The sequence below is a fragment of the Janthinobacterium sp. BJB301 genome (genome assembly GCF_002735685.1).
GTDB lineage: Bacteria > Pseudomonadota > Gammaproteobacteria > Burkholderiales > Burkholderiaceae_D > Janthinobacterium > Janthinobacterium lividum.
In genome coordinates this window covers 1,228,321-1,253,580 of the sequence record NZ_PDZJ01000001.1, presented here as the reverse complement: position 1 = coordinate 1,253,580, position 25,260 = coordinate 1,228,321, and the positions used below count along the sequence as shown (strand labels likewise).

Below are 25,260 nucleotides of genomic sequence, written 5' to 3'. Positions count from 1 at the left end.
CGGACGCGATTCAAGCGGCGCGCCGCGGCTGCGGGTGAAAATGCACGGGATGGACGCCGCCCGGCGCTTGGCGCAGCAACGGCTCGACGCCGTCCGCACCGGGACCGAAGGTTTCCAGCGCTTCGTCCATGTCGCGCACCGGCGGTTCGGCCAGCATTTCTGCCGCCACGGGGCTCAGGCGTTCGAGCAGCGTGAAGACGGGCGCGTACGGGCTGCCGTTGGCCGTCAGCTTGCGGCCGATGTGCGCCAGCACGTGGACGGCGTCGCCCAGCAGCGGTGCCGAGACTTCCTCGTCGAGCTGCGCCAGAAACTCCAGGAACAGGGGCACGAAGTCGGGCAAGTCGTCGCCCACCATTTGCAGGCCGTGGCGCTTGTATTCCTCCATCAGGTCGACCATGGCCTGGCCCCGGTCGCGCGATTCGCCGTGGATATGCTCGAACAGGTGCAGCGAGTGCGACGGATTGCGGTCGAAGGTGGCCACGTACTGCTGCTGCAGGTCGATCAGGCTGCTGCTTTCCAGATGCGCCAGCAAGGGCCGCAGCAGCGCGTGCTGCTCCGGCACGGCCGCCAGCGCGGCGCCGAGCTGCGGCAGGTGCGCGATCAGCTCTGGCTCGGGATACAGCAGCAGGCGAGAAAGGACTTGGTAGTGATGCATAGCGTGTTCCATATGAGCTCCTTAAGCGCCTGGCGCCGTTTTGCGCGACTTCGGCATCTGCATGAAGATGGCCGAACCGTGCTTTTTCTTGCCGAACAAGGTCGGCTCGCTGGTGCCGTCCGAGCAGCCATTGCCGAAGCTGAAGCCGCACGAACCCTTCTCGTTGAAACTGTCCTCGGCCATTTCCTTGTGGCTGCTGGGGATGACGAAGCGGTCTTCGTAATTGGCGATGGCCATGATGTGGTACATGTCCTCCACCTGCGCCTTGGTCAAGCCCACCTGTTTCAGAACCGTGAGGTTCTCCACCTTCTCGACGGTCTTGCTGCGCATGTAGGCACGCATGGCCAGCATGCGGTCCAGTGCCGTGACGATGGGCGGCTGGTCGCCGGCCGTCAGCAGATTGGCCAGGTACTGCACGGGAATGCGCAGGCTCTGCGTGTCCGGCAGCATGCCGTTCACGCCCAGCTTGCCCGATTCGGCGGCCGCCTGGATCGGCGACAGGGGCGGCACATACCACACCATCGGCAAGGTGCGGTACTCGGGATGCAGCGGGAACGCCACTTTCCACTCGACGGCCATCTTGTAGACGGGCGACTTGACGGCCGCTTCCAGCCAAAGGTCCGGGATGCCCTGGCGGCGCGCCTCGGCGATGATGGCCGGGTCGTGCGGGTCGAGGAACAGGTCGAGCTGCGCCTGGTACAGGTCCTGCTCCTGCGGCACGGAGGCGGCAGCTTCGATCCTGTCGGCGTCGTACAGCAGCACGCCCAGGTAGCGGATGCGGCCCACGCACGTTTCCGAGCACACGGTAGGCTGGCCCGCTTCGATGCGCGGGAAGCAGAAGGTGCACTTCTCCGCCTTGCCGGACGACCAATTGTAGTAAATCTTCTTGTACGGGCAACCGGAGATGCACATGCGCCAGCCGCGGCACTTGTCCTGGTCGATCAGCACGATGCCGTCGTCTTCGCGCTTGTACACGGAGCCGGACGGGCAAGACGCCACGCACGTCGGGTTGAGGCAATGCTCGCACAGGCGCGGCAAGTACATCATGAAGGTGTTTTCGAACGTGCCGTACATCTCCTTCTGCATGTTGTCGAACAGTTTATCTTTGCTGCGCTGGGCGAATTCGCCGCCCAGGTCATCTTCCCAATTCGGACCCCACTCGATTTTTTCCATCTTTTTTCCCGTCAGCACGGAGATCGGACGGGCCGTCGGCGGCGTCTGCGACAGCGGCGCGCTTTGCAGGTGCTCGTAGTCGTAGGTGAACGGCTCGTAATACTCGTCGATGGCCGGCAGGTTCGGGTTGGCGAAGATGTTGGCCAGGATTTTCAGACGGCTGCCCTGGCGCGGCTCGATCTTGCCCGCGTCCGTGCGGCGCCAGCCGCCATTCCACTTGTCCTGGTTTTCCCACTGCTTCGGATAGCCGATGCCCGGTTTCGTCTCGACGTTGTTGAACCATGCGTACTCGACGCCGTCGCGGCTGGTCCATACGTTCTTGCAGGTGACGGAACAGGTGTGGCAGCCGATGCACTTGTCCAGGTTCAGCACCATGCCGATTTGCGCTCTGATTTTCATACTATGCTCCTTCTTCCTGCAACGGGCCTTCGAGCCAGTCGACCTTGTTCATCTTGCGCACCAATACGAATTCATCGCGGTTGGAGCCCACCGTGCCGTAGTAATTGAAGCCGTACGCCAGCTGGGCGTAGCCGCCGATCATGTGCGTCGGCTTGGGCACGGCCCGCGTCACCGAGTTATGGATGCCGCCCCGCTTGCCCGTCATCTCCGCGCCAGGCACGTTGATGATCTTTTCCTGGGCGTGATACATCATCGTCATGCCGGCCGGGATGCGCTGGCTGACGATGGCGCGCGCCGTCAGGCTGCCGTTCACGTTGAATACTTCGATCCAGTCGTTGTCGACGATGCCGGCCGTCTTCGCGTCGGTCTCCGACAGCCACACGTGCGGTCCGCCGCGCGACAGGGTCAGCATGCGCAGGTTGTCCGAATACGTGGAGTGGATGCCCCACTTCTGGTGCGGCGTCAAAAAGTTCAGCGCCAGTTCCTTGTTGCCGTTCGGCTTGGTGCCCAGCAGCGCTTCCGTCGTCTTCGTGTTGATGGCCGGCTTGTACACGCACAGTCCCTCGCCGAAATCGCGCATCCACAGGTGATCCTGGTAGAACTGCTGGCGGCCCGTCAGGGTGCGCCAAGGGATCAGTTCATGCACGTTGGTATAGCCGGCCGTGTAGCTGACTTCCTCGCTTTCCAGGCCCGACCAGGTGGGCGAGGAAATGATCTTGCGCGGCTGCGCCTGCACGTCGCGGAAGCGGATGCTGTCATGCTCGCGCGGCAACGCCAGGTGCGTATGCTCGCGTCCCGTGATGGCGGACAGCGCGGCCCAGGCCTTGACGGCCACATGGCCATTCGTTTCCGGCGCCAGCGACAAAATCATCTCGGCCGCGTCGATGGCCGTATCGAGGCGCGGCTGGCCCTTGGAGACGCCTTCTTCGAGCACCGTGCGGTTGACGCCGCGTAGTACCTCGACTTCATGCCCCGTTTTCCAGGAAATGCCCTTGCCGCCGTTGCCGATGGTTTCCAGCAGCGGGCCGATCGAGGTGAACTTCTTGTACACGTCGCGGTAATTGCGCTCGACCACCGTCATGTTCGGCATGGTCTTGCCGGGAATGGCGTCGCATTCGCCGGCGCGCCAATCCTTGGGATCGAAAGGCTGGCCCAGTTCGCCCGGGGTGTCGTGCATCAGCGGCGTGAGGATGATGTCTTGCTGGGTGCCCAGGAGCTCGCCGCCGATTTCCGAGAATTTCTCGGCGATGCCCTTGTAGATTTCCCAGTCCGACTTCGATTGCCACAAGGGCTGCACGGCTTCCGACAGCGGGTGGATGAACGGATGCATGTCCGACGTATTCAGATCATCCTTTTCGTACCAGGTGGCCGTCGGCAGCACCACGTCGCCATACAGGCAAGTGGTCGACATGCGGAAGTCCAGCACCACCAGCAGATCGAGCTTGCCTTCGGCGGCCGGGCGCACTTTCACCTGCTTCGGCGTGATGCAGTCGTCTTCGTCGCTGAGCAAGCCGTTCTGCGTGCCGAGCAGGTATTTCAGGAAGTACTCGTGGCCCTTGCCGGAGCTGCCCAGGATATTCGAACGCCAGACAAACATATTGCGCGGGAAGTTGGCCGGGTTGTCCGGGTCGTCGCACGAGAACTGCAGCTGGCCCGCCTTGATCTGGTCGAGCGCATATGCGGCCGGCGCCTGCCCTGCCGCCTTGGCGGCCTTGGCCACTTCCAGCGGATTGGTCTGCAGCTGCGGCGCCGATGGCAGCCAGCCCATGCGTTCCGCCTTGGCGTTGTAGTCGAGCAGGGTCAGGTCGCCCGTGCCGCCGGCCGCCGATGGCGAGGCGATGTCGCCCGTTTCCAGCTTTTCATGGCGCCACTGGCTCGTGTGAGCATAGAAGAACGAGGTGCCGTTCATCTGGCGCATCGGACGCACCCAGTCCTGGGCAAAGGCCAACGGCGTCCAGCCCGTTTGCGGACGCAGTTTTTCCTGGCCCACGTAATGGGCCCAGCCGCCGCCCGACTGGCCGATACAGCCGCACATCATCAGCATGTTGATGATGCCGCGGTACGTCATGTCCATGTGGTACCAGTGATTCAGGCCGGCGCCCACGATGACCATGCTCTTGCCGCGCGTCTGGTCCGCGTTTTCCGCGAACTGGCGCGCCACGGTGATGACGTCGGCGCGTTTCACGCCCGTGTGCTTCTCCTGCCATGCGGGGGTGTACGGCACGTCGTCGTCATAGCTTTCCGCCACGTTTTCGCCGCCCAGGCCACGGTCGATGCCGTAGTTGGCCAGCGTCAGGTCGAACACGGTGGTGACCAGGCCCGTCGTGCCGTCGGCCAGGCGGATGGTTTTCACAGGTACCTTGCGCAGCAACATGTCCGACGCATCCTTGCCGCCGAAGTAGGCGAAACCCACTTCCGTGACGGCGTCGCTGTCGTTGATCATGGAGAGCATCGGCACGATAGGCTCGCCGCTGCCGCCCGCTTTTTGCTCCAGGTTCCACTTGCCCGATTCGCCCCAGCGGAAGCCGATGGAGCCTGCCGGCGCCGTGATGGCGCCCGTGGTTTCATCGATGACGAGGGTTTTCCATTCCGGATTGTTGGTTTCGTCGAGGTTGTTGTCCAGGTGCGAAGCGCGCAGGAAGTAGTCGGGCACCAGGGTGCCGTTATGCTCCTTGAGCAGCACCAGCATGGGGAAGTCCGTGTACTGGCGCGCATAGTCGCGGAAGTAGGCGCTCTGCCCTTCCGAATGGAATTCCTTGAGAATGACGTGGCCCATGGCCAGCGCCAGCGCGGCATCCGTGCCCTGCTTCGGCGCCAGCCAGATGTCGCCGAATTTCACCATTTCGCCGTAGTCGGGCGAGATGGCCACGGTTTTCGTGCCCTTGTAGCGCACTTCCGTGTAGAAGTGGGCATCGGGCGTGCGCGTCATCGGCACGTTCGAGCCCCACACCATCAGATAGGTCGAGTTGTACCAGTCGGCCGATTCCGGCACGTCCGTCTGTTCACCCCACACTTGCGGGCTGGCCGGCGGCAAGTCGCAGTACCAGTCATAGAAGCTCAGGGCCACGCCGCCGATCAGCGACAGGTAGCGCGTGCCGGAGGCATAGCTGACCATGGACATGGCGGGAATCGGCGAAAAGCCGACAACGCGGTCCGGGCCGTATTTCTTGATCGTCAGCGCATTCGCGGCGGCGATGATTTCATTCGATTCGTCCCAGGTGGCGCGCACGAAGCCGCCCAGGCCGCGGATGGACTTGTACTGCTGCGAGCGCACGGGGTCCTGGCTGATCCAGTCCCAGGCCGTGACGGGGTCCATGGTCTTGCGCGCTTCGCGCCACATTTCCATCAGACGGCCGCGCACCATCGGGTATTTCACGCGCTGCGCCGAATACACGTACCAGGAATAGCTGGCGCCGCGCGGGCAGCCGCGCGGTTCGTGGTTGGGCAGGTCGGGCCGCGTGCGCGGATAATCGGTTTGCTGGGTTTCCCAGGTGATCAGGCCATTCTTGACGTATACCTTCCAGCTGCATGAGCCGGTGCAGTTCACGCCATGCGTGGAGCGCACGATCTTGTCGTGCTGCCAGCGCTGGCGGTAGGCGTTTTCCCAGGTACGGTCTTCATCGACCACGGTGCCATGGCCGTTTGAAAACGGCTCGGCGGGCTTGCTAAAAAATTTCAGGCGGTCCAGAAAGTGACTCATGCTACCTCCACATTGCGCCGCGGACAGCGGCGCCAGGTCTTAAAAAACGCTGCAAGCAGGATGGCTCAAGCGTCGATACAAACAGTCTATCGATGTGCCGTGCCCGGCGGTATTGGCAAGAAGTCGGTTTCCGGCACCAGGAATGCATAGGCGCGTAGTCACCCGGATAGTCACTATTGCCTATGGGCGGCAAGGCGGCGCTGCGGTATACCTGTCGTCATCGTTCAACACAGAGAAAGAGCACCATGCCGATTACCGATTACGCCAGCCTGCTGCGCAGCGCCCGCAACCAGGAGCAGCCGCAACGCCTGCTGTTCACCTTTACCCAGGCGCAGGCCCAGCCTGGCGGCCAGGGCAAGTCCCTCACGCCAGTGATGTGCGCCGACAAGCTGCCCGAGGAACTGGACAGCTTCGAGACATTGAAAGAGGAGTCGAAACAGATGCAGACGCACTGGGACGTGGTCTTCGTGGCGGGACTGGCGGGCCAGGACGGCCAGCCGCCCGCGGCGCAGGAATGCGAGGCGCCCCTGCGCGCCATGGTGACGGCCATCGAGCAAGGCCGCATCGACAGCCTGCTGGCGTTTGACCGCAGCGGGGATCTGTTACGTTTTAGCTGAATCCGGCCAAGGGCGCTCGTGCAGATGACGCGCCCGTTCGATCGGGCAGACCAGGGGCAGGAACTGCTGCTGGCGCGCCGAATATGCCATCAGGGCCCCGCTGTCGATGTCGAAATACCATCCATGCAGTTTCAACACCCCCTGCTCTACCCGCCGCTTCAGCCACGGGTAGGTGAGCAGGTTGTCCAGCGACTGCAGGATGCTGGCCAGCTCGCACGCGTGGTGCTGTTCCGCCGACGAGCGGTGCGCCAGCTCGCGCCGCACCCTTTGCGCCACCGGTTCGGCGATGCGCATCCACTGTCCCACAAAGTCCGTTTCCTGGCCTTCCGCGCGCGGCTGCGGTTCCAGCAGCGCGCGGATGCCGCCGCAGCGCGCATGTCCGAGCACGATGACCCTGGCCACTTCCAGCTTGCAGACGGCGAACTCGATGGCCGAGCTGACGCCGGGCGGCGCGTCCGGGGTACACGGTGGCACCAGGTTGGCGATATTGCGCACGACGAACATGTCGCCCGGGTCGCTGCCCGTCAGCAGCATGGGATCGACGCGCGAATCGCAGCAGCCGATCAGCAAGGTCGAAGGCCGCTGCCCGTCGCGCAGGCTGTCGTACAAGGTTTGCGGCTCGCTGAAATACTGCTGCTGAAACAGGCTGAAGCCGTTGACAAATTTTTCCAGTTCTTCCATGACTACCTCGAATACTTTATACAGCGCCCGGCAAGCAGGACTTGCCAGGCGTTCTGACGCCAACTAGCAAGGCATCGGCGCATTCTTGCGCGCATAGCACCACCAGGTGATCGCGATGCAGCTCACATAAAAGCCGATGAAGCACCACAAGGCCGCGTCGGGGCTGCCCGTCAGCGCAATCGAGGTGCCATAGCTTTTCGGGATGAAGAAGGCGCCATATGCAGCCACGGCCGACGTAAAGCCCAGGACGGCCGCGCCTTCCTTGTTGGCGTCGACGATGGCTTGCTCCTGCTCCGCCTTGCCCTTGCCGGCGGCCGCGCGCTGGTGCTCCGTCAAAAAGATCACGGGGATCATGCGGAAGGTCGACGCATTGCCGACGCCCGTGCCGGCGAACAGCAGCATGAACATCCAGAAGAAACCATTGAAGCTGCCACCCACGCCCGCTTGCGGCATGAAGTACAGCACGCCCAGCACGGCGCCGATCATCAGCAGGAACGACCACAGGGTGACGCGGGCGCCGCCCAATTTATCGGAAATCACGCCGCCGGCCACGCGCGCCAGCGCACCGACCAGGGGGCCGAGGAAGGCATAATCGAGCGGATTCACGTCGGGGAACTGGATCTTGATCAGCAGCGGAAACGCGGCCGAATAACCGATGAAGGAGCCGAAGGTGCCCGTGTACAGCCAGCACATGAGCCAGTTGTGCTTGCGCTTGAAGATCACGGCCTGCTCGGAAAACGAAGCCTTCGCCGACGCCAGGTCATTCATGCCGAACCAGGCCAGCAAGGTGCTCAAGGCGATGAACGGCACCCAGATGAAGCCCGCGTTTTGCAGCCACATGTCCTTGCTCACGCCATTTTTCACCCAGGTGAGCGAATCGCCGCCCCAGGCGCCGAAGACGGCGAACGTGATCACCAGCGGCACGACGAACTGCACCACCGACACGCCCAGGTTGCCCAGGCCCGCATTCATGCCCAGCGCGAAGCCCTTGCTCGCCTTCGGGTAGAAAAAGCTGATATTGGCCATCGACGAAGCGAAATTGCCGCCGCCGAAGCCGCACAGCAGGGCCAGGATCAGCATGGTCGGATAGCCCGTGTTCACATCCTGCACGGCCAGGCCGATACCGATGGCGGGAATCAGGAGCGAGCCCGTGGAAATGGCCGTCCAGCGGCGGCCGCCGAAGATCGGCACCATGAACGAATAAAAGATGCGCAAGGTGGCGCCGGACAGGCCCGGCAAGGCCGTCAGCCAGAACAGCTGGTTGTTACTGTAGGTGAAGCCGATGTTGGGCAGGTTGACCACCACCACGCTCCACACCATCCACACGGCGAATGCCAGCAGCAGCGCGGGAATCGATATCCACAGATTGCGCGCGGCCGTGGCCTTGCCCGTGTTTTGCCAGAAGCTCGGGGTTTCCGGCTCCCACGTATTGATCATGTAGCGGCTCATGCTTTAGCTCCTGCAGGTTGATTGATAGTGGCCGCGCGCAGCGGCTTGAACGAGAAATGCATCCAGATGAGGGAAACGCAGACGGTGCCGTACAGGAGCATGAAGGAGCTCGAACGCACGCCGGTGAAGTCCACCAGGGCGCCGAACATCACGGGCAGGATGAAGCCACCGAGGCCGCCGGCCAGGCCGACCACGCCCGAGACGGCGCCGATGTTATCGGAAAAATCATCGCCGATGAACTTGAAGACGGACGCCTTGCCCACGGCCATGGCGATGCCGACGATGAACAGCAGCACGGTGAACCACAGCGGCGACAGGCCGATATGGAAAGCCAGCGGACCCGTGACGGTTTCCACCACCATCTGCGTTTGCGGATACGACAGCAGGAAGAAGCACACCCAGCACACCCACATCACGGCCCAGGTGACTTTCGCCGCACCGTATTTGTCGGAGATCCAGCCGCCCACGGCGCGCAGCACGCCGCCCGGCAGCGAGAAGCACGCGGCCAGCAGCGCCGCGTGTTTCAGGTCGAAGCCGTATTCGGCCACGTAGTACTTCGTCATCCACAGGGCCAGCGCCACGTAGCCGCCAAACACCACCGAGTAGTACTGGCAGTAGCGCCACACGCGGGGGTCCTTCAGCACCTTCATCTGCGCCGAAAAGCTCTCGCCCGATGGCGCCAGATGTGATTTGTCCGTGTACGAAAACAGCCAAAAGATGATGGCCGTGGCCAGCATGGCCACCGCATACACCTTGGGCAGCATTTGCCAGCCGAAAGCGGCGACGATGCCGGGCGCGACGAACTTGGTCAGCGCGGAACCGGAGTTGCCGGCGCCGAAGATGCCCATCGCCAGGCCGCGGCGCTCCTTTTCATACCAGCGCGCCACGTACGGCGTGCCGACGGAAAACGAACCGCCCGCCAGGCCGACGAACATGCCCAGCACGAGGAAATGCCAGTAGGCGGTGGCGTAGGAAATCAGGTAGATCGGCACCACGCTGGCCAGCATCAGCCAGAAGAAGACGCGGCGTCCGCCGTATTTGTCCGTCCAGATGCCCAGCGGCACGCGCACGAGGGAGCCCGTCAGCACGGGCATGGCGGCCAGCAGGCCGAATTGTGTTTCAGTCAAGCCCAGGCTGGTCTTGATGGGGATGCCCAGTACGGCAAACATCATCCAGACTGCAAAGCAGATGGTAAACGCGAAGGTGCTGCTGATCAGCACGGACGCCTGCTTGCGCCGCATGCCGGGTTCGACTGCCTTGTTACTACTGTTGTTCTTAGTGCCATCTAGGGTAGCCACGATGTTTCTCCATGAATGCACTGGCCGTCTGGCCAGCCGTCCCGACCAGCTTACGTGGCAGAGGGGAAAGGCACTATCGGCCACAGGGTGATTCTGGAAAGGCAATCTGGATAGCCGTATCGGCAAAAGTGACTAGATGGCGGAGGATGGACCTAGCCTGGATGGCGGGTGTTTTACAAACGCAGCTATTTTTGGCACACTCGGCGCCTGGAGAAAAAGGAGCGGCATGCAGAACAGGCACGAAACAGACCCCATCATCACCCGCCTGGCCCAGGCTGGCGATGTGGCAGCCATGCTGGCCTGCGATGCATATGCGCAGGCGCACGCCAGCCGGGGCGATGCCGTGCGCGCCGCCGTCGGCAAGGGGCACTGCCAGGTGGCCATGCGCGCGGGCCAGGTCGCCGGCTATATCCTCACGCACGACGACTTCTTCGGCTACGGCTTCGTCTCGCTGGTGGTGGTCGCTCCCGGGCAGCAGCGGCGCGGCGTGGGCTTGCGCCTGCTGGCCGCCGCCGAAGACGCATGCCAGAAAGGCAAGCTGTTCACCTCGACGAACCAGTCCAACCTGGCCGCGCAACGGCTGTTCGCCAGCGCGGGCTTCGTGCGCAGCGGCCAGATCGACCATCTCGACGAGGGAGACCCGGAGCTGGTGTACGTGAAATGGTGCCGCTGATTACGCGTCCTCCCGACGGCGTATGGCGTGGCGCGCCAAAGGCGGCTATGCTGGCGCCACCATCAATCAACGCCCACCACCACATCACGCATGGATTATCTGAGCCTCAAGCATTTCCACATGGGTTGCGCCGCCGCCAGCGGCTTTCTTTTCCTCTTGCGCGGCATCTGGATGCTGCGCGCCTCGCCCGCCTTGCAGCAACGCTGGGTAAAAATCCTGCCGCACCTGGTCGACACGGCCTTGCTGGCCAGCGCCATCACGCTGGCCGTGTGGAGCGGCCAGTCGCCGGGCAGCAACCCCTGGCTGGCTGCCAAGCTGTGCGCGCTGGTGGCTTACATCGTGCTGGGCACCATCGCGCTGAAACGCGGCAAGACGCCTGCCGCGCGCGGCGCCGCCTTCGCGCTCGCCGTGCTGGTATTCGCCTACATCGTCGCCGTGGCCGTCACCAAGCAGGCCTGGCCGCTCTGATGCATCAGAAGATGTAGCGCAGGGTGACGCTGGCGTTGCGCGGGGCGCCCCAGTAAGCCTGGTTATACATGCCAAGCTGGCTGTAGTAATGCTTGTCGAACAGGTTGTTGATGTTCGCCTGCAGCGACAGCTGGCGCGACAGCGCGTATTTCGCCATCAGGCTGGCCACGGCATAGCCGCCCTGCTCCACGCGCTGCGTGCCCTTCGGCCCGGTGGCGTCGCGGTAGGCGCCGCTCTGCCAGTTCACGCCGCCACCCACCGACAAGGCGCGCCAGTCGCCGGGCATCTGCCAAGTGGAAAACACGCGCGCCAGCGTCTGCGGCACATAGCTGTTCAGGCGCGCGCCGGTATTGTCTTTGGCCGCCGCGTGCGACACGCTGGCCGACACGTTCCAGCCCTTTGCCAGTTCACCCGACAGATCGAGCTCCACGCCCTTGCTGGTGGTGCCCGATGCCGCGTAATACGCCTGCGTCAGCGAATTGCCGACAAAATGGCCCGTATCTTCCTGCGCCAGGCCATCTTGCGCGATGCGGAACACGGCCAGCGCCGCGTTCAATCGGCCGCCGAAATACTCGCCCTTCACGCCCGCTTCCAGATTCTTTCCCTGTACGGGATCGAGGTAGCGGCCAAACCGGTCCTGGTAGCCATGCGGCTTGAAGATCTTGCTGTAGCTGGTGTACAGCGCATGCTGCGCGTCGATATCCCACACCAGGCCCGCATACGGCGTGACGGCATGCTTGGCATAGGCGTAGCTGCCGCCCCAGTCATCGACGTGGTCCGCCTTGTAGCGGCTGTAGCGCGCACCGACGATCAGTTTCAAGGGATCGGCCAGCGAAAAGCGCGCCGTGCCGTAGATGCCGCGCTGCTGCACCGTGTCGAGCAGCTGCCAGCGCGAGAAATTCGGGTCATTCCAGTCCGGCTCCGGCGTCACGCCTTGCCATTGATGGAAATTGCCGTAATCGACGCTGCCACCCGAGATGCCCGGGTTGCTGGAAAACTGGTTGCTGCCCGAGACGCCGAACGCCAGGTCGTGCGTGCGCCCCAGCAGCTGCAGCGGCCCCTGCACATAGGCGTCGACGCTGTCCTGGCGCCGCGTGCCCGAGTAAAACCCGGTGTAGCCCGTCACGCCCTGGCCCGTGGCCTTGTCCGGCCAGGTATTGGCGAAAAGCTCGGCCGCCGAATAATTGCCCCAGCCATGATTCAGCATGGCCGTCAGGTTCCAGCCCTTGCCCAAGTCCTGCTCCAGGCGCAAGAACGCCGTCTGGCTGGTGCTGAACCAGCGGCTCCAGGTGGTCGCCGTGGTGGTGGAACGGGGCAAGGTGGCCCGTTCGCCATCCGCATACCACAGCGGCAAGCCGCCATACATGCCGCCGCGCGGGCGGTTGTCCTGGTATTCATAGCCGGCAATCAGCACGCTGCCGGGCGCCAGGTCCGCTTCCACGGTGGCATAGGCCATGGCTTTCTTGCCGTGATATAGGTTCACATACGATTCGCTGTCCTGATAGCTGGCCACGACGCGCCCACGCACCTTGCCATCGCTGCTCAAGGGCGTGGAGAGGTCCGCGCTGGCGCGCGCATTGTGCCAGGAACCGAGGCTCAGGGCGGCATTCCCGGCCATCTGCTTCGATGACGCGCGCTTGCGCACCAGGTTGATGGTGGCCGACGGTTCGCCCGCGCCAGTGAGCAAGCCCGTGGCGCCGCGCACGATTTCGACCCGGTCATAGGCCGTCATGTCCAGGGTGCTGTCGCCCACGCTGAACGCATTGTCGACCGTGGTGGGAATGCCGTCGTACTGGTAGCTGGCGATGGAAAAGCCACGCGCGAAAAACGAGGTACGGTCGCTGTCGTAGCGGTTGATGGCCACGCCGGCCGCGTTTTGCAGCACCTCTTCCACCGTTTGCAGGTTCTGGTCATCCATCTGCTGGCGCGTGACCACGCTGACGGCTTGCGGCGTCTCGCGCACAGACAGGCCGAGGCGCGTGGCCGAGCGCATGGTCGGCGTCGTATACGAGCCGCTGCCTTCCGTCGCGCCGTTCGCATCAAAGCTGGCGCTGACCTTCATCTCCGGCATGGTCTGGCCGCCCTCGGCCGCTGCCACGTCGAGCACATAGCCGCCATTCGCCTGCGGCACGGCGCGCAAGCCCGAGCCGGCGACGATGGCGCCCAGCGCCGCAGGTATGCTGTAGCTGCCCGTCAGTCCGGCGCTGCGCTTGCCGGCCACGGTGGCGGCCTGGTAAGAGATCATGGTGCCCGTCTGCTGACCGAAGCGCACCAGCACCTGTTCCAGGGTGCCGCCGGGTATCGCCAGTTCGATGCGCGCCCCATTGGCTGCCTGGGCAATAGGTGCGGCGGCCAATGCGCCGCCGGCGGCGAGCAGCCACAGGGCGTGGCTGACGGCCAGCGCCGCCACGCTGCGGCGGCATGTGCGGGAAGCGGAAGATGGGTAAGTAGGTGTTGTGCTGGGCATGCGGACTGTTTTCCTGAAAGTGAATGAGGGGTTCACTCGCTATGCCACGCGAAAATCGAAAAACCCTCACATTTTCAGAAAATAATCATGGATGCTTCCGATGCGGCACCACGCTCACCCAGAAGCGCGTGCTCTGGCGCACGTCGACGGGCAAGGTACGCGTCAGCATGTCCAGCACTTGCGTCGTGTCGGCCAGCGGATAGATGCCCGACACGCGCAGGTGGGCGACGGCCGGATCGCAGGCCAGGCGCCCATGCCGGTAGCGCGCCAGCTCGCCGACAAAATCGGCCAGCGGCATGTCGTGCGCCACCAGCATGCCGGCCATCCACGCATCGGCGCCGGCAGGCAGAAGCTCGATGGAGCCAACGCTGCCCGCCGTGAAAGTCGCTTGTTCACCCGCCTGCAGCCTGCGCGCCGCATCGGGCGCTTGTTCCGGCAGCATGTCGACGGCGCCCGCAAATACGCCCAGGCGCGTACGCTCCCCTTCCACGCGCACGGCAAAGCGCGTGCCCACGGGTTGCAAGCGGCCCTGGCCCGTGCGCACGAAAAAGGGCCGGCCAGCCGCATCGTGCGCGGTCGTGACCATGATCTCGCCTTTGAGTACCGTCACCAGGCGCTGGCCCGCATCGAAACGCACGTCGATGGAGGTGGCCGTGTTGAGGGCGATGCGCGTGCCGTCTGCCAGCACGATGTGGCGCAATTCGCCCGTACCCGTGCGGTAATCGGCCAGCCAGTATCGCGCCTGCTCATCGCCACCAGCCAGCCAGGCGCCGCCACCCACGGCCAGCAGCGCCAGGAGTTTCAAAGACTGGCGCCGCGCCGCATTCGCTTGCGCGTGCCGCGGCTTGCGGGCCAGCGTGCCGTGCGCCAGCGGCGCGGGCAAGGCGCGCATGCGCGCCATGCAGCCTTCCACATGCTGCCAGGCTTGCTCGTTTTCCGGGTCGCTGCCGCGCCAGGCGCGCCATGCCTGCTCCACTTCCGGCGTGGCGTCACCGGCCTGCAGGCGCACCAGCCATTCGACAGCCTGCAAGCTGGCCGCTTCCGGCGTGAGGGCGCCCATCACGGCGCCAGCGGGGAAAAGAAGCACTGGTGCATGGCTTTGACCAGGTAGCGCTGCACGGTGGCCAGCGAGACATTCAGCTCCAGCGCGATGGCCGCCTGCGGCATGCCATCGAGCTGCGAAAGCAGAAAGGCGCGGCGCACGGCAGGCGCCAGGCCATCGAGGCGGCGGTCGATATCGAACAGGGCTTCGAGCAGGATCGCCTGCGCCTCCGGGTCGGGCGCGCATTGCGCCGGCAGGCTGGCCAGGGTTTCCAGGTAGGCCGCCTCCAGGTCGCGCCGGCGGTACAGATTACCCAGCACGCCCTTGGCCACCGTCGTCAAAAAGGCACGCGGCTCGCGCGCGGCGATGGTCTCGTCGCGATTGAGCAGGCGCATGAAGGTATCGTGCGCCACGTCGGCCGCGTCAAACGCATTGCCCAGTTTGTGCCTGAGCCAGCCTTGCAGCCAGCGGTGATGTTCGTGATACAGGCTGCCCACCTCCTGGTGGACGCCGGATTGGGCAGGCGGCACGGAAAATCCTCACACGCAAACAATAATGATTCGCATTCTAACTGGCATGACACGGCTGGCGCAACCGCCGCGTGGCACGTAGAAATGATAGTATTTGCAACATCTTGCACATGCCTCTCCCCTGGCCGTGCCCTACCCTGAAAGCCAAACATGCTCTTGTCTGAACTGCTGACCAAACTGACCTGCGGTGACCTGGAAGGAGAGGAACTCGACGCGGCCGTCGCCGCCATCACCGATGCGCCCTCCGCGCCACGCGACGAGTGGATCGACAGCGATGCGCAGGCCTACGCGGTGGCGATCCTCTCGCACCTGGGCGGCTATATGGCGTCGAGCGACAAGCTCGACGAACTGCACGAACAGATACAGGACATGTTCGACGCATTCCCCGACTTCCCGTACGAGCTGCTCAAGGACAGCGACGGTAGCGCGCTGCCCTATTTCGAGTGGCTGGACAAGGAACTGGCACAGCGCGCCGTGGACGAAGGCGGCTATGACCTGATCCAGATCGACGGCATCGGCAGCGACGAAATGGATGCGCTGGTCGTGTACCGGCGCGATACAAACGACATCATCCAGGCGGCCGCATTGATGGGAGTGACGATAGGCCGGCCGCTCACCTACTATCGCGGCATCGAAGCGATGGTGGGCAAGCGACCGGGCTGAAAACCAGCGCTTATTGCATCGGCAAGGCGCTCACATCGACAGCCGGTGCCTGGCCCGTGGCCGGACGCGTGAAGTTCTGGCTGGTTTGCACGTAATCGGCAAAGAAGCCGCCGTTATGCAGGTAGAACTTGCCGTTTTCCAGCCCGCCCGCGTAATCCATGCGCTGCGCATTCGTGGCCGTGGCGTCGCCGGTGAACCTCCCGGCCGTCACTTCCGACCAGGTGCCCGATGCATTCCTTGCCCACTGGTTGCCGAACTGGACGCGGCGTTCCGTGTAGCCCAGAGTATCGATGAAGTTCTCGAGGAAGGAATGCACGCCCGTCAGATACGTACTGATGGCCGGCCGCTTCCAGGTGGCGATGTAGCGCCATTTGCCCGTCTCGGGCGCGAAGAACCAGGCCGAGTAATCGCTGCCGCCATTACCGTCGGGCCGCGCGCGCGTGATGAAGCGGTACGTCGTGCCGGCTGCCCAGTTATACGACAGATAGGTCTGGCCTCCCGTGCCCTCGCCGCCAAAGGCGTTATCGACCACGCCGGCGCCCTTGCTGACCAGGGTGGTCTTGGCGCCATTGTCGGCGTCCCACACGGAAAACAGTATCCAGCGCTCGCTCGGTGATTTCACCTGGATGCCCATGTAGCCCTGGCCAAAGCCGTTGGCCATGAAATAGGAGCCGATGGCGTCCTGCCCCTTGGGTATCGTCATCTCGTTATAAAAATACTCGGTATTGGCCGGCACCGTGTAGCCCATGTGCACGGACGGGCCGCGCCGCGACCAGTAGTAATTGGCGGGGTCATTGGCGTACGTGAGCGCGGCGTTCGACGTCACCTTCAGCGCGGTGACGTCGCCGAACGTGGCCTTCACGCGCGACAGCCCCTGCAAGTCCACCTTCACATAGCCGGCCGCCGCCACGTTCACCGTGCCCACGGCATAGGTCTTGCGCGCCTTGCCGGCCAGCTTCACGTCGAAGGGCTTGCCGTTGATCTTCACGCGGATGTTGCTGTTGCCGCCATCGGCCAGACTGGCGTCAAGCGCCACCTGGACCGGGCCCGCACCGGAGACGCGGAAATACGTGCTGGCGACGGCAGCCGGATTGCTCCAGCCTGCCAGGCCATGTTCCCCGATGACGGCGCCCTCGTTCCCGCCCGTGATGAAGGCGTTGCCGGCCAGTTCCACGGTGGCGGTGGTGGCCGGCGCGGCCACGCTGGCGGCCAGCAAGGCGGTGCCGCCCATGTCGGGGGTAGCGGTGGCAGTGGCGCCGCCGCATGCGGCCAGCAGCAATGGCATGGCGGGAAGGACTGCGTAGAGTAATGAACTTCTGTGTTTCATCAACGTCTCCTGGTGGTACGGCGTGCAACAGGCGCAAGAAGTCCTGCGGCGTGCGCCGCGGTTTGAAAAGCTGGGATGGCTGGAAAAAACCCGCTACGGCGGCAGGCGCGGTAGCGGGTCGTGAAGGCTTAGTACTTGCCGTCGAGAGCGAAGATAGGCTTGCGCGCTTTCCACTGGCCGCCCGTGAAGTCCGGGAAGTCCAGGGTCTGGAAGTTGGCGGCGATCGACTGCTCGGACAGCGGCGTGATGGCGCTCCACGTCACGGCATCGTAGATATCGATCGGCATCGGCGCGTTGGCCTTCAGCGCTTCGACAAAGGCGTGGATGACGAAGAAGTCCATGCCGCCATGGCCCGCACCTTCCGCTTGCGCCGCATATTTGCGCCAGACCGGGTGCTCATACTTGTCCTGGTAGGTCTTGAAATCATCCCACTGGTGCGGCTTGCTGACGCCCTCGATATGGATGGAATTGTTCAGGTCCATCCACAGGCCGTCCGTGCCTTGCACGCGGAAGCCCAGCGAGTACGGGCGCGGCAGGCTCGTATCGTGCTGCAGGATGATGGTTTCGCCGTTCTCGCACGCCAGGGTGGTGGTGACCACGTCGCCCAGCTTGAACTTGACCTTGGCGTTCGCATGCTGTGCGCCGCCCGGCTGCTTGACGATGTAGTCGTGCAAGCCGCGCGCCTTGGTGGCGAAGGCGTTGATGCGCGTAAAACGGTTGCCGCGGTTGATGTTGGTGTACATGGCGCATGGGCCGATGCCGTGGCTCGGATACAGTTCGCCATTACGTTCGACCGAGTGCTGCGTGCGCCAATGGGCTTCCGACCAGCCCTTTTCGCCGAATTCCACGCCGCCGCCATACGGCTTGGCAGGATTGCCGCTGTTGAATTTCACGGCGCGCAGATCGTGCTGGTAGCCGCCCTGCAGGTGCAGCAGTTCGCCGAACAGGCCCGCGCGCACCATCTGCAGCGCAGCCATCACGTCGCGGCGGTAGCATACGTTTTCCAGCAACATGTACGGCGTGCCCGTTTTCAACTGGGTGTTCAGGACGTCCCAGTGGTCTTGCAGGGTGATGCCAGCCACCACTTCGCAGCCGACGGGTATCTTCGCCTGCATGGCGGCGATCGCCATCGGCGCGTGGAATTCCCACGGCGTGGCGATGATCACGCCATCGAGGCCGCCCGCGTCCAGCATGCGCTTGTAGGCTTTCTGGTCGCGGTCTTCGCCATACGTGCGGGGACGGGGCTTGCCGGCTTTGGCCACCTGGCCCAGCGCGTGTTTCAGCATGATCGGCTCGATATCGCACAGCGCAACCACTTCCACGTCATCGCGGCGCACCAGTTCAGCCAGCAGCACCTGGCCGCGCATGCCCGTGCCGATCAGGCCCAGGCGGACCTTGTCGCGGCCGGCCGCAGGGGCGGCGCTGGCGTCGCCAGGCAGCAAGGCGCTGCCGGCCATGGCGCCACCGGCCAGCGCGGCGCTGGCGGACAGGAAATTGCGTCGATTGATTTGTGTTGTCATTGGTCTCTTCTCGCTTCCATTGGTAATGTTCGTCACCGGCCCGCCTTGCAGCGGGCCGGCTGCAGTTTAATAGGTGTATTCCGCCGTGAAGCGCACGGAACGCGGCGCCGTGCGGCCAGCCACCTGCAGGTAGTTGCGGGCGATGGCGCCATGGTCTTCGCGCGTTTCGTTATAGCGGGTCACGGTCTGGCTGTTGAACACATTGAAGACGTCCACTTTCAGGCTCAGGCCCTTGACGGCGCTGGGAGTATAGGCCAGATTCATGTCCAGCTGGGCTTGCCAAGGCAGGCGACCCTGGCTGCCGCGCGGCGCCGGCTTGCCATTGCAATAGAAGTAGGAATCGCCGTAATCGTTCTCGAACCGCAGGTTATCGGGCAGCGCGCCGATGCAGTTGCGCGGCGCGCCGGAGGTCAGCGACAGGTTGGCGCCGACCATCACGTCCGGGATGACCTGCATGAAACCGTAGGCCTTGAACGCGTGGCGATGGTCGCCTGGCAGGTAGCCATAGGCGTTGTACATCAGTTCCTTGTGGTCGTCGCTGACGGTCAGACCCACGTCACCGCCGCCGATGCTGTCCGTCTGGCCTTCCATATTGCCCTTCAGCGCAGACAGGGTGTAGGTCAGCTTGCCGTACCAGCCGTTCGTGTACGGGTGCTCGACGAACAGGTTCAAGGCGCGGTAGGTGCGCGATGGCAGCGGATTGCCCCACTCCGCCGCCGAAATATCCACGCGGCGCAAGCCTTTGCCATCGTCAAAGTCCACCATCAGGCTGTTGTCGCGGCCAGGGTTGATGATGGCGCATTGGAAGCCGCCCCAGTTGCTCGTGTCGACGCTGTTGCGCGTGGCCCAGGCTTGCAGCGGACGCGCATCGCAGACGTCGTCGTTGGTGTCGTTCAGCTTGCGGTACAGGACGCTGGCGCCCACTACCAGTTTCTTGCTCAGGGCGCGTTCGAAACCGAGCGAGAATTCATCCTGCGACAGCGGTTTCAAGCCAACGGCCGTCACTTCGCGCGCATCGCGGCTCTGGCCGTACGCGTTGTTGGCCGAATACGGCTTGCTGATCGCGTGCAGGCCCGTCGGCGCGCCCGTGACGGGATCGACGCCCGTGTAGGTGTACATCTCGCTGGTGGCCAGGAAGGGGCTGGCCATGTTGCTCGACAAATTCGACGGCACCGGCAAGTGGTAACGGCCGCCGTTGGCGAAGAATTTCAGGGTGCCGTCACCCAGGTAATCCCAGGTGGCGCCCACGCGCGGGGCGATCATGTTGCGCTGCGAAATGAAGGCCACGCCATCGGTGCTGTAGTTGGTGAACTGCTCGCGGCGCAGGCCCAGGTCCAGCAGCACCCGTTCCGTGACCTGGTAGTGATCCTGGATGTATTGCGCCGACTGCACGCTGGTCGGACGCGCCAGGTTGGCATTCAAGTCCTTGCTGACGTAATAGCCCTGCGCGCCGTAGCCGCCACCCTGTGCCGGCGTCTCGAACGCGCCGTTGATGGCCCGGTTCGGATCGTCCGCTTTCAGATAGCTCCAGCGGTAGCCGCCCGCCAGGCTCAGGCCCACCTTCGATTCCACGTCGATGCGGTCGATGCCGCCACGCAGCGAGTGCTTGCCCAGCTTGTATTCGAGGTCCAGACGCTTGGCCTTCTGGCGGTCTTCCGACGATGGGTCGACCAGAGTGCCCGTCACCGTTTGCGGATTGGCGTACGTCAGGCCAGGCACCTGGGTCGAGGTATTCGACGACGTTTGCGCCAGCAGCGGATTGTAGCCATTCGGCGTGCGGGTGTGCGACGTGCGCGATTCGCCCATCATGGCCGTCACGGTCAGGTTGTCCGTCAGGTAGCCCGTGTACTTGAAGATGTCGATGTTGGCGCCCGGCGCGGCCGATGATCCGCAGCAGTTGACCGTCGTCTCGCCCTTGCCCGCCTGTACGCCATTGCTAGCATGCGTGGCGTAGCTGTAGCCATACGCCTGGCTATCCGTTTTCGTGCGGTCATACAGCTTGGTGTATTCGAAGTGATGGTCGTCCGTCAGGTTGTAATCCAGCTTGGCCATCATGCGGTTCACCTTGCTCTGGCTGGTGCTCCAGCCGCGCGCCAGGGCCGTGCCCGAGTCGGCGGTGGCGGCAACGGCCTGGCTGTCCGTGCGCGTCTGTTCCAGCGCCACGAAGGCGAACAGTTTGTTCTTGATCAGTGGGCCGCTGCCATACAGGCCCACCACCTTGCTGGTGCTGCCATTGTCGCGGTTCCAGTACAGCAGATTGCCATCCGTCTTCGGATTGGCGCCCGTGTTCGGGTAATAGGTGTTTTCCGGCTCGCCTTTCAGCGAACGGGGGATGATGGACACCTTGCCGCCGAATTCGACCTTGTTGCCGCCACTCTTGGTGGTGATGTTGATCACCCCGCCCGTGGAGCGGCCAAACTCCGAGCCATAGCCGCCCGACAGCACCTGCAGGTTCGAGATCGCGCCGAACGGCAGCTCCGATGCGCCCACCTGGGTCAGGATATTCGTGATCGGGAAGCCGTTGACGTAAAAGGCGTTTTCGGACTGGCCCGAGCCGCCGATCGATGGCGCATTGCCATACACGCTGTTGGTGCCGCGCGACACGCCCGGCGTCAGCTGCACGATGGAGGCGACGTCGTTCCCGACCGGCAGCGCTTTCAATTCCTTGGCCGTGAAGATCACGCCATTGTTGGTGTTCGACACGTCGATCGGATTGCGCGACGCCTTCACCACGACGGTCTGCTCCTGGCCCACCGTGCCGGCGGCGCTGGCCGGGCCGAAGTTCGCTTCCGCGCCCGCGCCGATCAGGGCTTCGACTTCCTGCGACGCTTCCACCGAGCCGGCGCGCAGCACGCGCACCGCATAGCGGCCTGGCGGCATGGAGTTGGCCACGTAGCGGCCCGACGTATCGGGCGTCAGGCTGCGCTGCACGCCCGTCGCCAGGTTTTCCAGCACCACGGTGGCGCCGGCCGGCGCGCTCACTTCACCGAAAATGGTGCTGGTGGCGTTCGACTGTGCCCAGGCCTGGCCTGGCACGCCGGCCGCCAGTGCGATCACGATCGCTGCGGCGCGGCTGATGTCGCGCAATTTGAGTCGGGTGGTATGCATGCTGTCTCTCCGTCTATATCGAGGGTTATGCGCGCCCTCCCCGCTCCAGGGCGAAGTCGGGGGGATGCAATTTTTATGGTGGTCGTCGGCCGGTGCAGCCAGGCAGTTGCACCTTCCGGGAAATCAGTCCGCATCGGCTGATTTTCTTTTCTTGGGATTACTTTAAAAAGAAAAATAAGTATCGTCAACAAAAAGAAAGTTATAACGTAAATTTATCGCTAAGTTGAGCAAATAAAGAGTATTTATCTTTCGATTGAATGAGACTCGCGGCAGATAACTTTCGTTATCGTGGTATGGCAGATACACGCGCAGGCAAGGAGTCGTCCGGCAGCGGATAATCCGCGTGGCAATCCGGGAAGAGCAACGCGAAAGAAGACATGCCTATCCTCTTTCACTTACGTTTATCTTTCGTATTGTGCATATTGGAGTATTGTATTTTCTTTTTCATGGCAATACCCCGGCCCGCACCATGCCGGCTGCCGGACCGGGGCATCGTCACGCTTTAAAAGAACTTGTAGCTGGCCGACAGGGCGAACTGGCGGCCGAACAGGTCCTGGCTATGGTTGTAGCCTTCCCAGCCGTTCGGGTCGTAGTACGGCTGCTTGTTGAACGCGTTCTTCACGTTCAGGCCCACGTCCAGGTTCTTCAGCGGCTTCCAGCTGAAGGCCAGGTTCACCGTGGTGTATGACGGCGCGCCCTTGCACTGGCCGGCCGGCAAGGCCACCGAGGCGGCAGTGCAGTTTTCCGGCGTGTTGTCCTTGTCCCAGGGACCATACGCCCAGCGCGTCTTGCCCGAATAGTTGATAAAGACGCTGCTGACGAAGTTGCGGTAGCTCCAGTCGGCGTTGACGGTAGCGCGGTAGCGCGGCGAATCGTAGTAGCCGACGGTGTTGCCCTTGATGTCGCTGCCGTCTTCGCTGTCATGGGTGTCGCGCTTGCGGATGGTGGCCGCGATGCCAGTGCTCAGCTTGCCCCAGTCGCCGAGCGCAAAGCGCGTGCGCGCATCGATGTCCACGCCATCCATCAGGGTGCGGCCACGGTTCGAATACGAGTTGATCAAGCCGCCCAGGTTGCCCACCGAGTAGCCGGGCACGCCGCCCGCGCACACGCCCGCATTGGCGGGATTGGCGCACATGGCCGCCACGGCCGCGACGTTGCCCCGGTCCGTATCCGTCAGGTCGTTGCGGATGGCGCTGGGCGTGCCGGCCAGGGTCGGGCCGTACTTGGCCACCAGTTCCGTAAACAGCTCGTTGAAGTCCTGGCGCACGATTTCGTCGCGGCGGTTGATGAACCAGTAATCGATGGAGATGCTCACGTCCTTGGCCGGCTGCAGCACCAGGCCCACGGTCGATATCTTCGCCTTTTCCGGACGCAGATTCTGGTTCGGCGGCGTCAGGCCACCCACCGTCGTGGAGCAGTTCGAATTGAGCAAACTCTTGCCCAGGTCCGCATCCGTCGCGACCGCGGACTTCATCAGGGCGCGCGCCATGGCATTCGTTTCGTCGCAGCGCACGGTGTCGCGGATGCCGCCCACCTGCGCAAAGACGCCACCCGTGCCCGATTCGGCCAGGTTGGGTGCGCGGAAGCCTTCCGAATACGTCCCGCGCAGCATCAGGTCGGGCCGCGCGCGCCAGATCACGCCCAGCTTGGGCGCCAGGTTGGCGGCGAAGTGCGGGTATTTGTCCAGGCGCGCGGCCGCGTTGACTTCCAGGGTGTCGCTGAGCGGCACCACCACTTCGCCAAACACGGCGGCGATGGTGCGCCGGCCATCGAACCAGGAACCGCCCTGCTGCGTAATCAAGCCATTCGCCGCATCCGCGTTGCCGGGCGTGAGGAAGCTCTCGCGCATGATGTTGGTGCCCACGGCGGCGCGCACTTCGCGCTCGCCCAGCTTGAACAGGGTGCCTTCCAGCTTCGCATCCCACGTCATCAGCTTGGTCCACGATTCGATGGCGAAGGTCGGGTAGGCCGCGCGCACCAGCGCCGCATTGGCCTCGCTGATTTCGCCGAACTTGTAGGCGGGATTGTCGGAGATATAGGTGCGGCCGCTGACGGGATCTTTCGTGAACGGGCCGAACGCCTGTTCAAATCCCTTGATGTTGATGTTCGCCGTCTGGAACAGGGTCGAATGGCTGCCTGCCACGCTGAGCGCCGTTTCAAAATCCCAGCCGCCGCCGATGCTGCCGCGCAGGCCGACGAGCGCGCGGTAGTTTTCATCGACATTCTTCTGCCCGAAGTGGCCCGTCGCATCCTGCAGCAGGTAATTCAAGCCGGCCGCGCCGCCCATCTTCGCCACCATATCGGCATCGAGCTTGCCTTTCAGGTAGACGTTGTTCGGGCTCAGGAAAGGCGTGGCGAAGGTATTCAGGGTATTGCCCGTATTGCGCGCGAACCAGTTATTCGTGCTGCCGCTATTGAAGCTGGACGGACCATTCTCGCCGCGCATCTTGATGTGGGTGAAGGCGCCTTCCGCGAACGCTTCCATGTCGCCGCCGAGTTTCAGCCGGCCGCTCAGGTAAGCCGTGGCGCGCTCCGAGGTAGGCCCCGTATCAAGCTGGTTGGGCAGCGCATTCCACACGCAGCGCGTGCCCGACGCTTCGGTGATGCTGTTGTTGCAGCCATTGACGGCGCGCTGGGTGCGCGCATTGTTCTTCGCCTTGTCGAAGACAAAAAAGGTCCCGGGATTCATCGTGCCCGGTTCGCTGCCCACGCCCACGCGCATGTTCGGGATGAAATTGGGATTGTTCGCATAAAAATACGCGGGACGCTTGCGCCAGGTATCGGCCAGCGCGATGCGGTCGCGCTGGTAGACGTTCACGGAACCGTAGACGTTGTAGCCGTCGCTGGCCAGGTCACCCAGGCCATACAGCACGCTGGCCTGGCGCTCGCCATAGGCTTTCACGCTGGGCGAAAATTCGCCATTGGCGCGCGCTTCCAGGCCTTGATACGACTTCTTGGTGATCACGTTGATGACGCCGGCCACGGCATCGGAGCCATATACGGCCGATGCACCGTCCGTCAAAATCTCCATGCGCTCGATGGCGGCGGCGGGAATGGCGTCGATATTGACGAACATGGTCTGGAAACCGGCCGGCGCGCCATAGAACGACAGGCGGCGGCCATTCAGCAGCACCAGGGTGCCCTGCGCACCCAGGCCGCGCAAGTTCGCTTGCGAGCCGCCATCGGAACCCGTGAACATCGAGCGGAAGTCCTGCTGCGCCGGACGGGCCGCGGGCAGGTTGTCCAGCACTTGCAGCAAGGTGAGCGCGCCCATGTTTTCGATCTGCTTGGCGTTGATCACCTGTACCGGCGACGCCGTTTCCGCGTTGATGCGCTTCAGGCTGGAACCCGTCACTTCGACGCGCGCCAGTTTCTCCTCCTCCGCTGCCAGCGCCGTTGATGCCAGCGCAGTTGAGCCCAATCCTACCGCCGCCATGGCGGCCATCAGTTTTTTCAAGTGCATTCCCATCTCCCTTTTTATAAGTGATTT

At 63.6% G+C, this 25,260-nt stretch carries 17 protein-coding genes; 4 read left to right on the top strand and 13 right to left on the bottom strand.

Annotated elements, in window-relative coordinates; genetic code table 11:
• Positions 1-10: 10 nt before the first annotated feature.
• From narJ to CSQ91_RS05405, 3 genes are read right to left on the bottom strand one after another with little or no spacing between them, the layout of a single operon-like run.
• Complete coding sequence (narJ, locus tag CSQ91_RS05415; RefSeq protein ID WP_231958226.1) at positions 11-667, bottom strand: nitrate reductase molybdenum cofactor assembly chaperone; 657 nt, start codon at positions 665-667, stop codon at positions 11-13.
• Positions 668-676: 9 nt separating this feature from the next.
• A complete protein-coding gene (narH, locus tag CSQ91_RS05410; protein WP_070256337.1) occupies positions 677-2,227 on the bottom strand; it encodes a nitrate reductase subunit beta in 1,551 nt (516 codons plus the stop codon).
• Between the two features lies 1 nt (position 2,228).
• Complete coding sequence (locus CSQ91_RS05405; RefSeq protein WP_070256339.1) at positions 2,229-5,927, bottom strand: nitrate reductase subunit alpha; 3,699 nt, start codon at positions 5,925-5,927, stop codon at positions 2,229-2,231.
• Positions 5,928-6,172: 245 nt separating this feature from the next.
• On the opposite strand from CSQ91_RS05405, the gene CSQ91_RS05400 reads away from it, so the two are divergent.
• On the top strand, positions 6,173-6,544 hold the full coding sequence (locus CSQ91_RS05400; RefSeq protein WP_034781616.1) for a hypothetical protein: 372 nt from the start codon (positions 6,173-6,175) through the stop codon (positions 6,542-6,544).
• On the opposite strand, the gene CSQ91_RS05395 is transcribed toward CSQ91_RS05400, so the two are convergent.
• From CSQ91_RS05395 to CSQ91_RS05385, 3 genes are all read right to left on the bottom strand, one after another.
• A complete protein-coding gene (locus CSQ91_RS05395) occupies positions 6,530-7,225 on the bottom strand; it encodes a carbonic anhydrase (protein ID WP_034781617.1) in 696 nt (231 codons plus the stop codon). The genes CSQ91_RS05400 and CSQ91_RS05395 overlap by 15 nt on opposite strands.
• Positions 7,226-7,288: 63 nt before the next feature.
• Complete coding sequence (locus tag CSQ91_RS05390; protein ID WP_034781619.1) at positions 7,289-8,674, bottom strand: NarK family nitrate/nitrite MFS transporter; 1,386 nt, start codon at positions 8,672-8,674, stop codon at positions 7,289-7,291.
• Positions 8,671-9,915, bottom strand: a complete 1,245-nt coding sequence (locus tag CSQ91_RS05385; protein ID WP_070279442.1) for an MFS transporter — start codon at positions 9,913-9,915, stop codon at positions 8,671-8,673. The genes CSQ91_RS05390 and CSQ91_RS05385 overlap by 4 nt, the downstream gene beginning before the upstream one ends.
• Positions 9,916-10,198: 283 nt before the next feature.
• Between CSQ91_RS05385 and CSQ91_RS05380 the strand changes: the two genes are divergently transcribed.
• Together CSQ91_RS05380 and CSQ91_RS05375 are read left to right on the top strand one after the other, a co-directional pair.
• A complete protein-coding gene (locus tag CSQ91_RS05380; RefSeq protein WP_099387604.1) occupies positions 10,199-10,645 on the top strand; it encodes a GNAT family N-acetyltransferase in 447 nt (148 codons plus the stop codon).
• A gap of 90 nt (positions 10,646-10,735) precedes the next feature.
• On the top strand, positions 10,736-11,113 hold the full coding sequence (locus CSQ91_RS05375) for a SirB2 family protein (protein ID WP_099387603.1): 378 nt from the start codon (positions 10,736-10,738) through the stop codon (positions 11,111-11,113).
• 4 nt (positions 11,114-11,117) lie between these two features.
• Here CSQ91_RS05375 and CSQ91_RS05370 read toward each other — a convergent pair whose 3' ends face one another.
• From CSQ91_RS05370 to CSQ91_RS05360, 3 genes are all read right to left on the bottom strand, one after another.
• Positions 11,118-13,580 (bottom strand): TonB-dependent siderophore receptor, encoded by a 2,463-nt coding sequence (locus CSQ91_RS05370; protein ID WP_099387602.1) that lies wholly within the window; start codon positions 13,578-13,580, stop codon positions 11,118-11,120.
• An 85-nt stretch (positions 13,581-13,665) separates the two neighbouring features.
• Positions 13,666-14,640, bottom strand: coding sequence for a FecR domain-containing protein (locus tag CSQ91_RS05365; RefSeq protein WP_099387601.1), 975 nt, complete (start codon positions 14,638-14,640; stop codon positions 13,666-13,668).
• Positions 14,640-15,152 carry a sigma-70 family RNA polymerase sigma factor gene (locus tag CSQ91_RS05360; protein ID WP_099387600.1) on the bottom strand — a complete coding sequence of 171 codons (513 nt, stop codon included), beginning with the start codon at positions 15,150-15,152 and terminating at the stop codon, positions 14,640-14,642. Before CSQ91_RS05360 ends, CSQ91_RS05365 begins: the two co-directional genes overlap by 1 nt.
• A gap of 150 nt (positions 15,153-15,302) precedes the next feature.
• Here CSQ91_RS05360 and CSQ91_RS05355 point away from each other — a divergent pair, with 150 nt between their 5' ends.
• Positions 15,303-15,815, top strand: a complete 513-nt coding sequence (locus CSQ91_RS05355) for a hypothetical protein (protein WP_099387599.1) — start codon at positions 15,303-15,305, stop codon at positions 15,813-15,815.
• Positions 15,816-15,825: 10 nt separating this feature from the next.
• Here CSQ91_RS05355 and CSQ91_RS05350 read toward each other — a convergent pair whose 3' ends face one another.
• From CSQ91_RS05350 to CSQ91_RS05335, 4 genes are all read right to left on the bottom strand, one after another.
• Positions 15,826-17,142, bottom strand: coding sequence for a DUF3472 domain-containing protein (locus CSQ91_RS05350; protein WP_257217228.1), 1,317 nt, complete (start codon positions 17,140-17,142; stop codon positions 15,826-15,828).
• A 128-nt stretch (positions 17,143-17,270) separates the two neighbouring features.
• A complete protein-coding gene (locus tag CSQ91_RS05345; protein ID WP_205412530.1) occupies positions 17,271-18,662 on the bottom strand; it encodes a Gfo/Idh/MocA family protein in 1,392 nt (463 codons plus the stop codon).
• Positions 18,663-18,728: 66 nt separating this feature from the next.
• Positions 18,729-21,770 carry a TonB-dependent receptor gene (locus CSQ91_RS05340; RefSeq protein WP_099387597.1) on the bottom strand — a complete coding sequence of 1,014 codons (3,042 nt, stop codon included), beginning with the start codon at positions 21,768-21,770 and terminating at the stop codon, positions 18,729-18,731.
• Between the two features lie 502 nt (positions 21,771-22,272).
• Positions 22,273-25,233 (bottom strand): TonB-dependent receptor plug domain-containing protein, encoded by a 2,961-nt coding sequence (locus CSQ91_RS05335; protein WP_099387596.1) that lies wholly within the window; start codon positions 25,231-25,233, stop codon positions 22,273-22,275.
• Positions 25,234-25,260: the final 27 nt, after the last annotated feature.

Excerpts from the sequence above, each read along its gene's own strand:
- narJ (WP_231958226.1), bottom strand. The coding sequence starts at position 667 with ATGGAACACGCTATGCATCACTACCAAGTCCTTTCTCGCCTGCTGCTG.
- narH (WP_070256337.1), bottom strand. The coding sequence starts at position 2,227 with ATGAAAATCAGAGCGCAAATCGGCATGGTGCTGAACCTGGACAAGTGC.
- CSQ91_RS05405 (WP_070256339.1), bottom strand. The coding sequence starts at position 5,927 with ATGAGTCACTTTCTGGACCGCCTGAAATTTTTTAGCAAGCCCGCCGAG.
- CSQ91_RS05400 (WP_034781616.1), top strand. The coding sequence starts at position 6,173 with ATGCCGATTACCGATTACGCCAGCCTGCTGCGCAGCGCCCGCAACCAG.
- CSQ91_RS05395 (WP_034781617.1), bottom strand. The coding sequence starts at position 7,225 with ATGGAAGAACTGGAAAAATTTGTCAACGGCTTCAGCCTGTTTCAGCAG.
- CSQ91_RS05390 (WP_034781619.1), bottom strand. The coding sequence starts at position 8,674 with ATGAGCCGCTACATGATCAATACGTGGGAGCCGGAAACCCCGAGCTTC.
- CSQ91_RS05385 (WP_070279442.1), bottom strand. The coding sequence starts at position 9,915 with ATGCGGCGCAAGCAGGCGTCCGTGCTGATCAGCAGCACCTTCGCGTTT.
- CSQ91_RS05380 (WP_099387604.1), top strand. The coding sequence starts at position 10,199 with ATGCAGAACAGGCACGAAACAGACCCCATCATCACCCGCCTGGCCCAG.
- CSQ91_RS05375 (WP_099387603.1), top strand. The coding sequence starts at position 10,736 with ATGGATTATCTGAGCCTCAAGCATTTCCACATGGGTTGCGCCGCCGCC.
- CSQ91_RS05370 (WP_099387602.1), bottom strand. The coding sequence starts at position 13,580 with ATGCCCAGCACAACACCTACTTACCCATCTTCCGCTTCCCGCACATGC.
- CSQ91_RS05365 (WP_099387601.1), bottom strand. The coding sequence starts at position 14,640 with ATGGGCGCCCTCACGCCGGAAGCGGCCAGCTTGCAGGCTGTCGAATGG.
- CSQ91_RS05355 (WP_099387599.1), top strand. The coding sequence starts at position 15,303 with ATGCTCTTGTCTGAACTGCTGACCAAACTGACCTGCGGTGACCTGGAA.
- CSQ91_RS05350 (WP_257217228.1), bottom strand. The coding sequence starts at position 17,142 with ATGAAACACAGAAGTTCATTACTCTACGCAGTCCTTCCCGCCATGCCA.
- CSQ91_RS05345 (WP_205412530.1), bottom strand. The coding sequence starts at position 18,662 with ATGACAACACAAATCAATCGACGCAATTTCCTGTCCGCCAGCGCCGCG.
- CSQ91_RS05340 (WP_099387597.1), bottom strand. The coding sequence starts at position 21,770 with ATGCATACCACCCGACTCAAATTGCGCGACATCAGCCGCGCCGCAGCG.
- CSQ91_RS05335 (WP_099387596.1), bottom strand. The coding sequence starts at position 25,233 with ATGCACTTGAAAAAACTGATGGCCGCCATGGCGGCGGTAGGATTGGGC.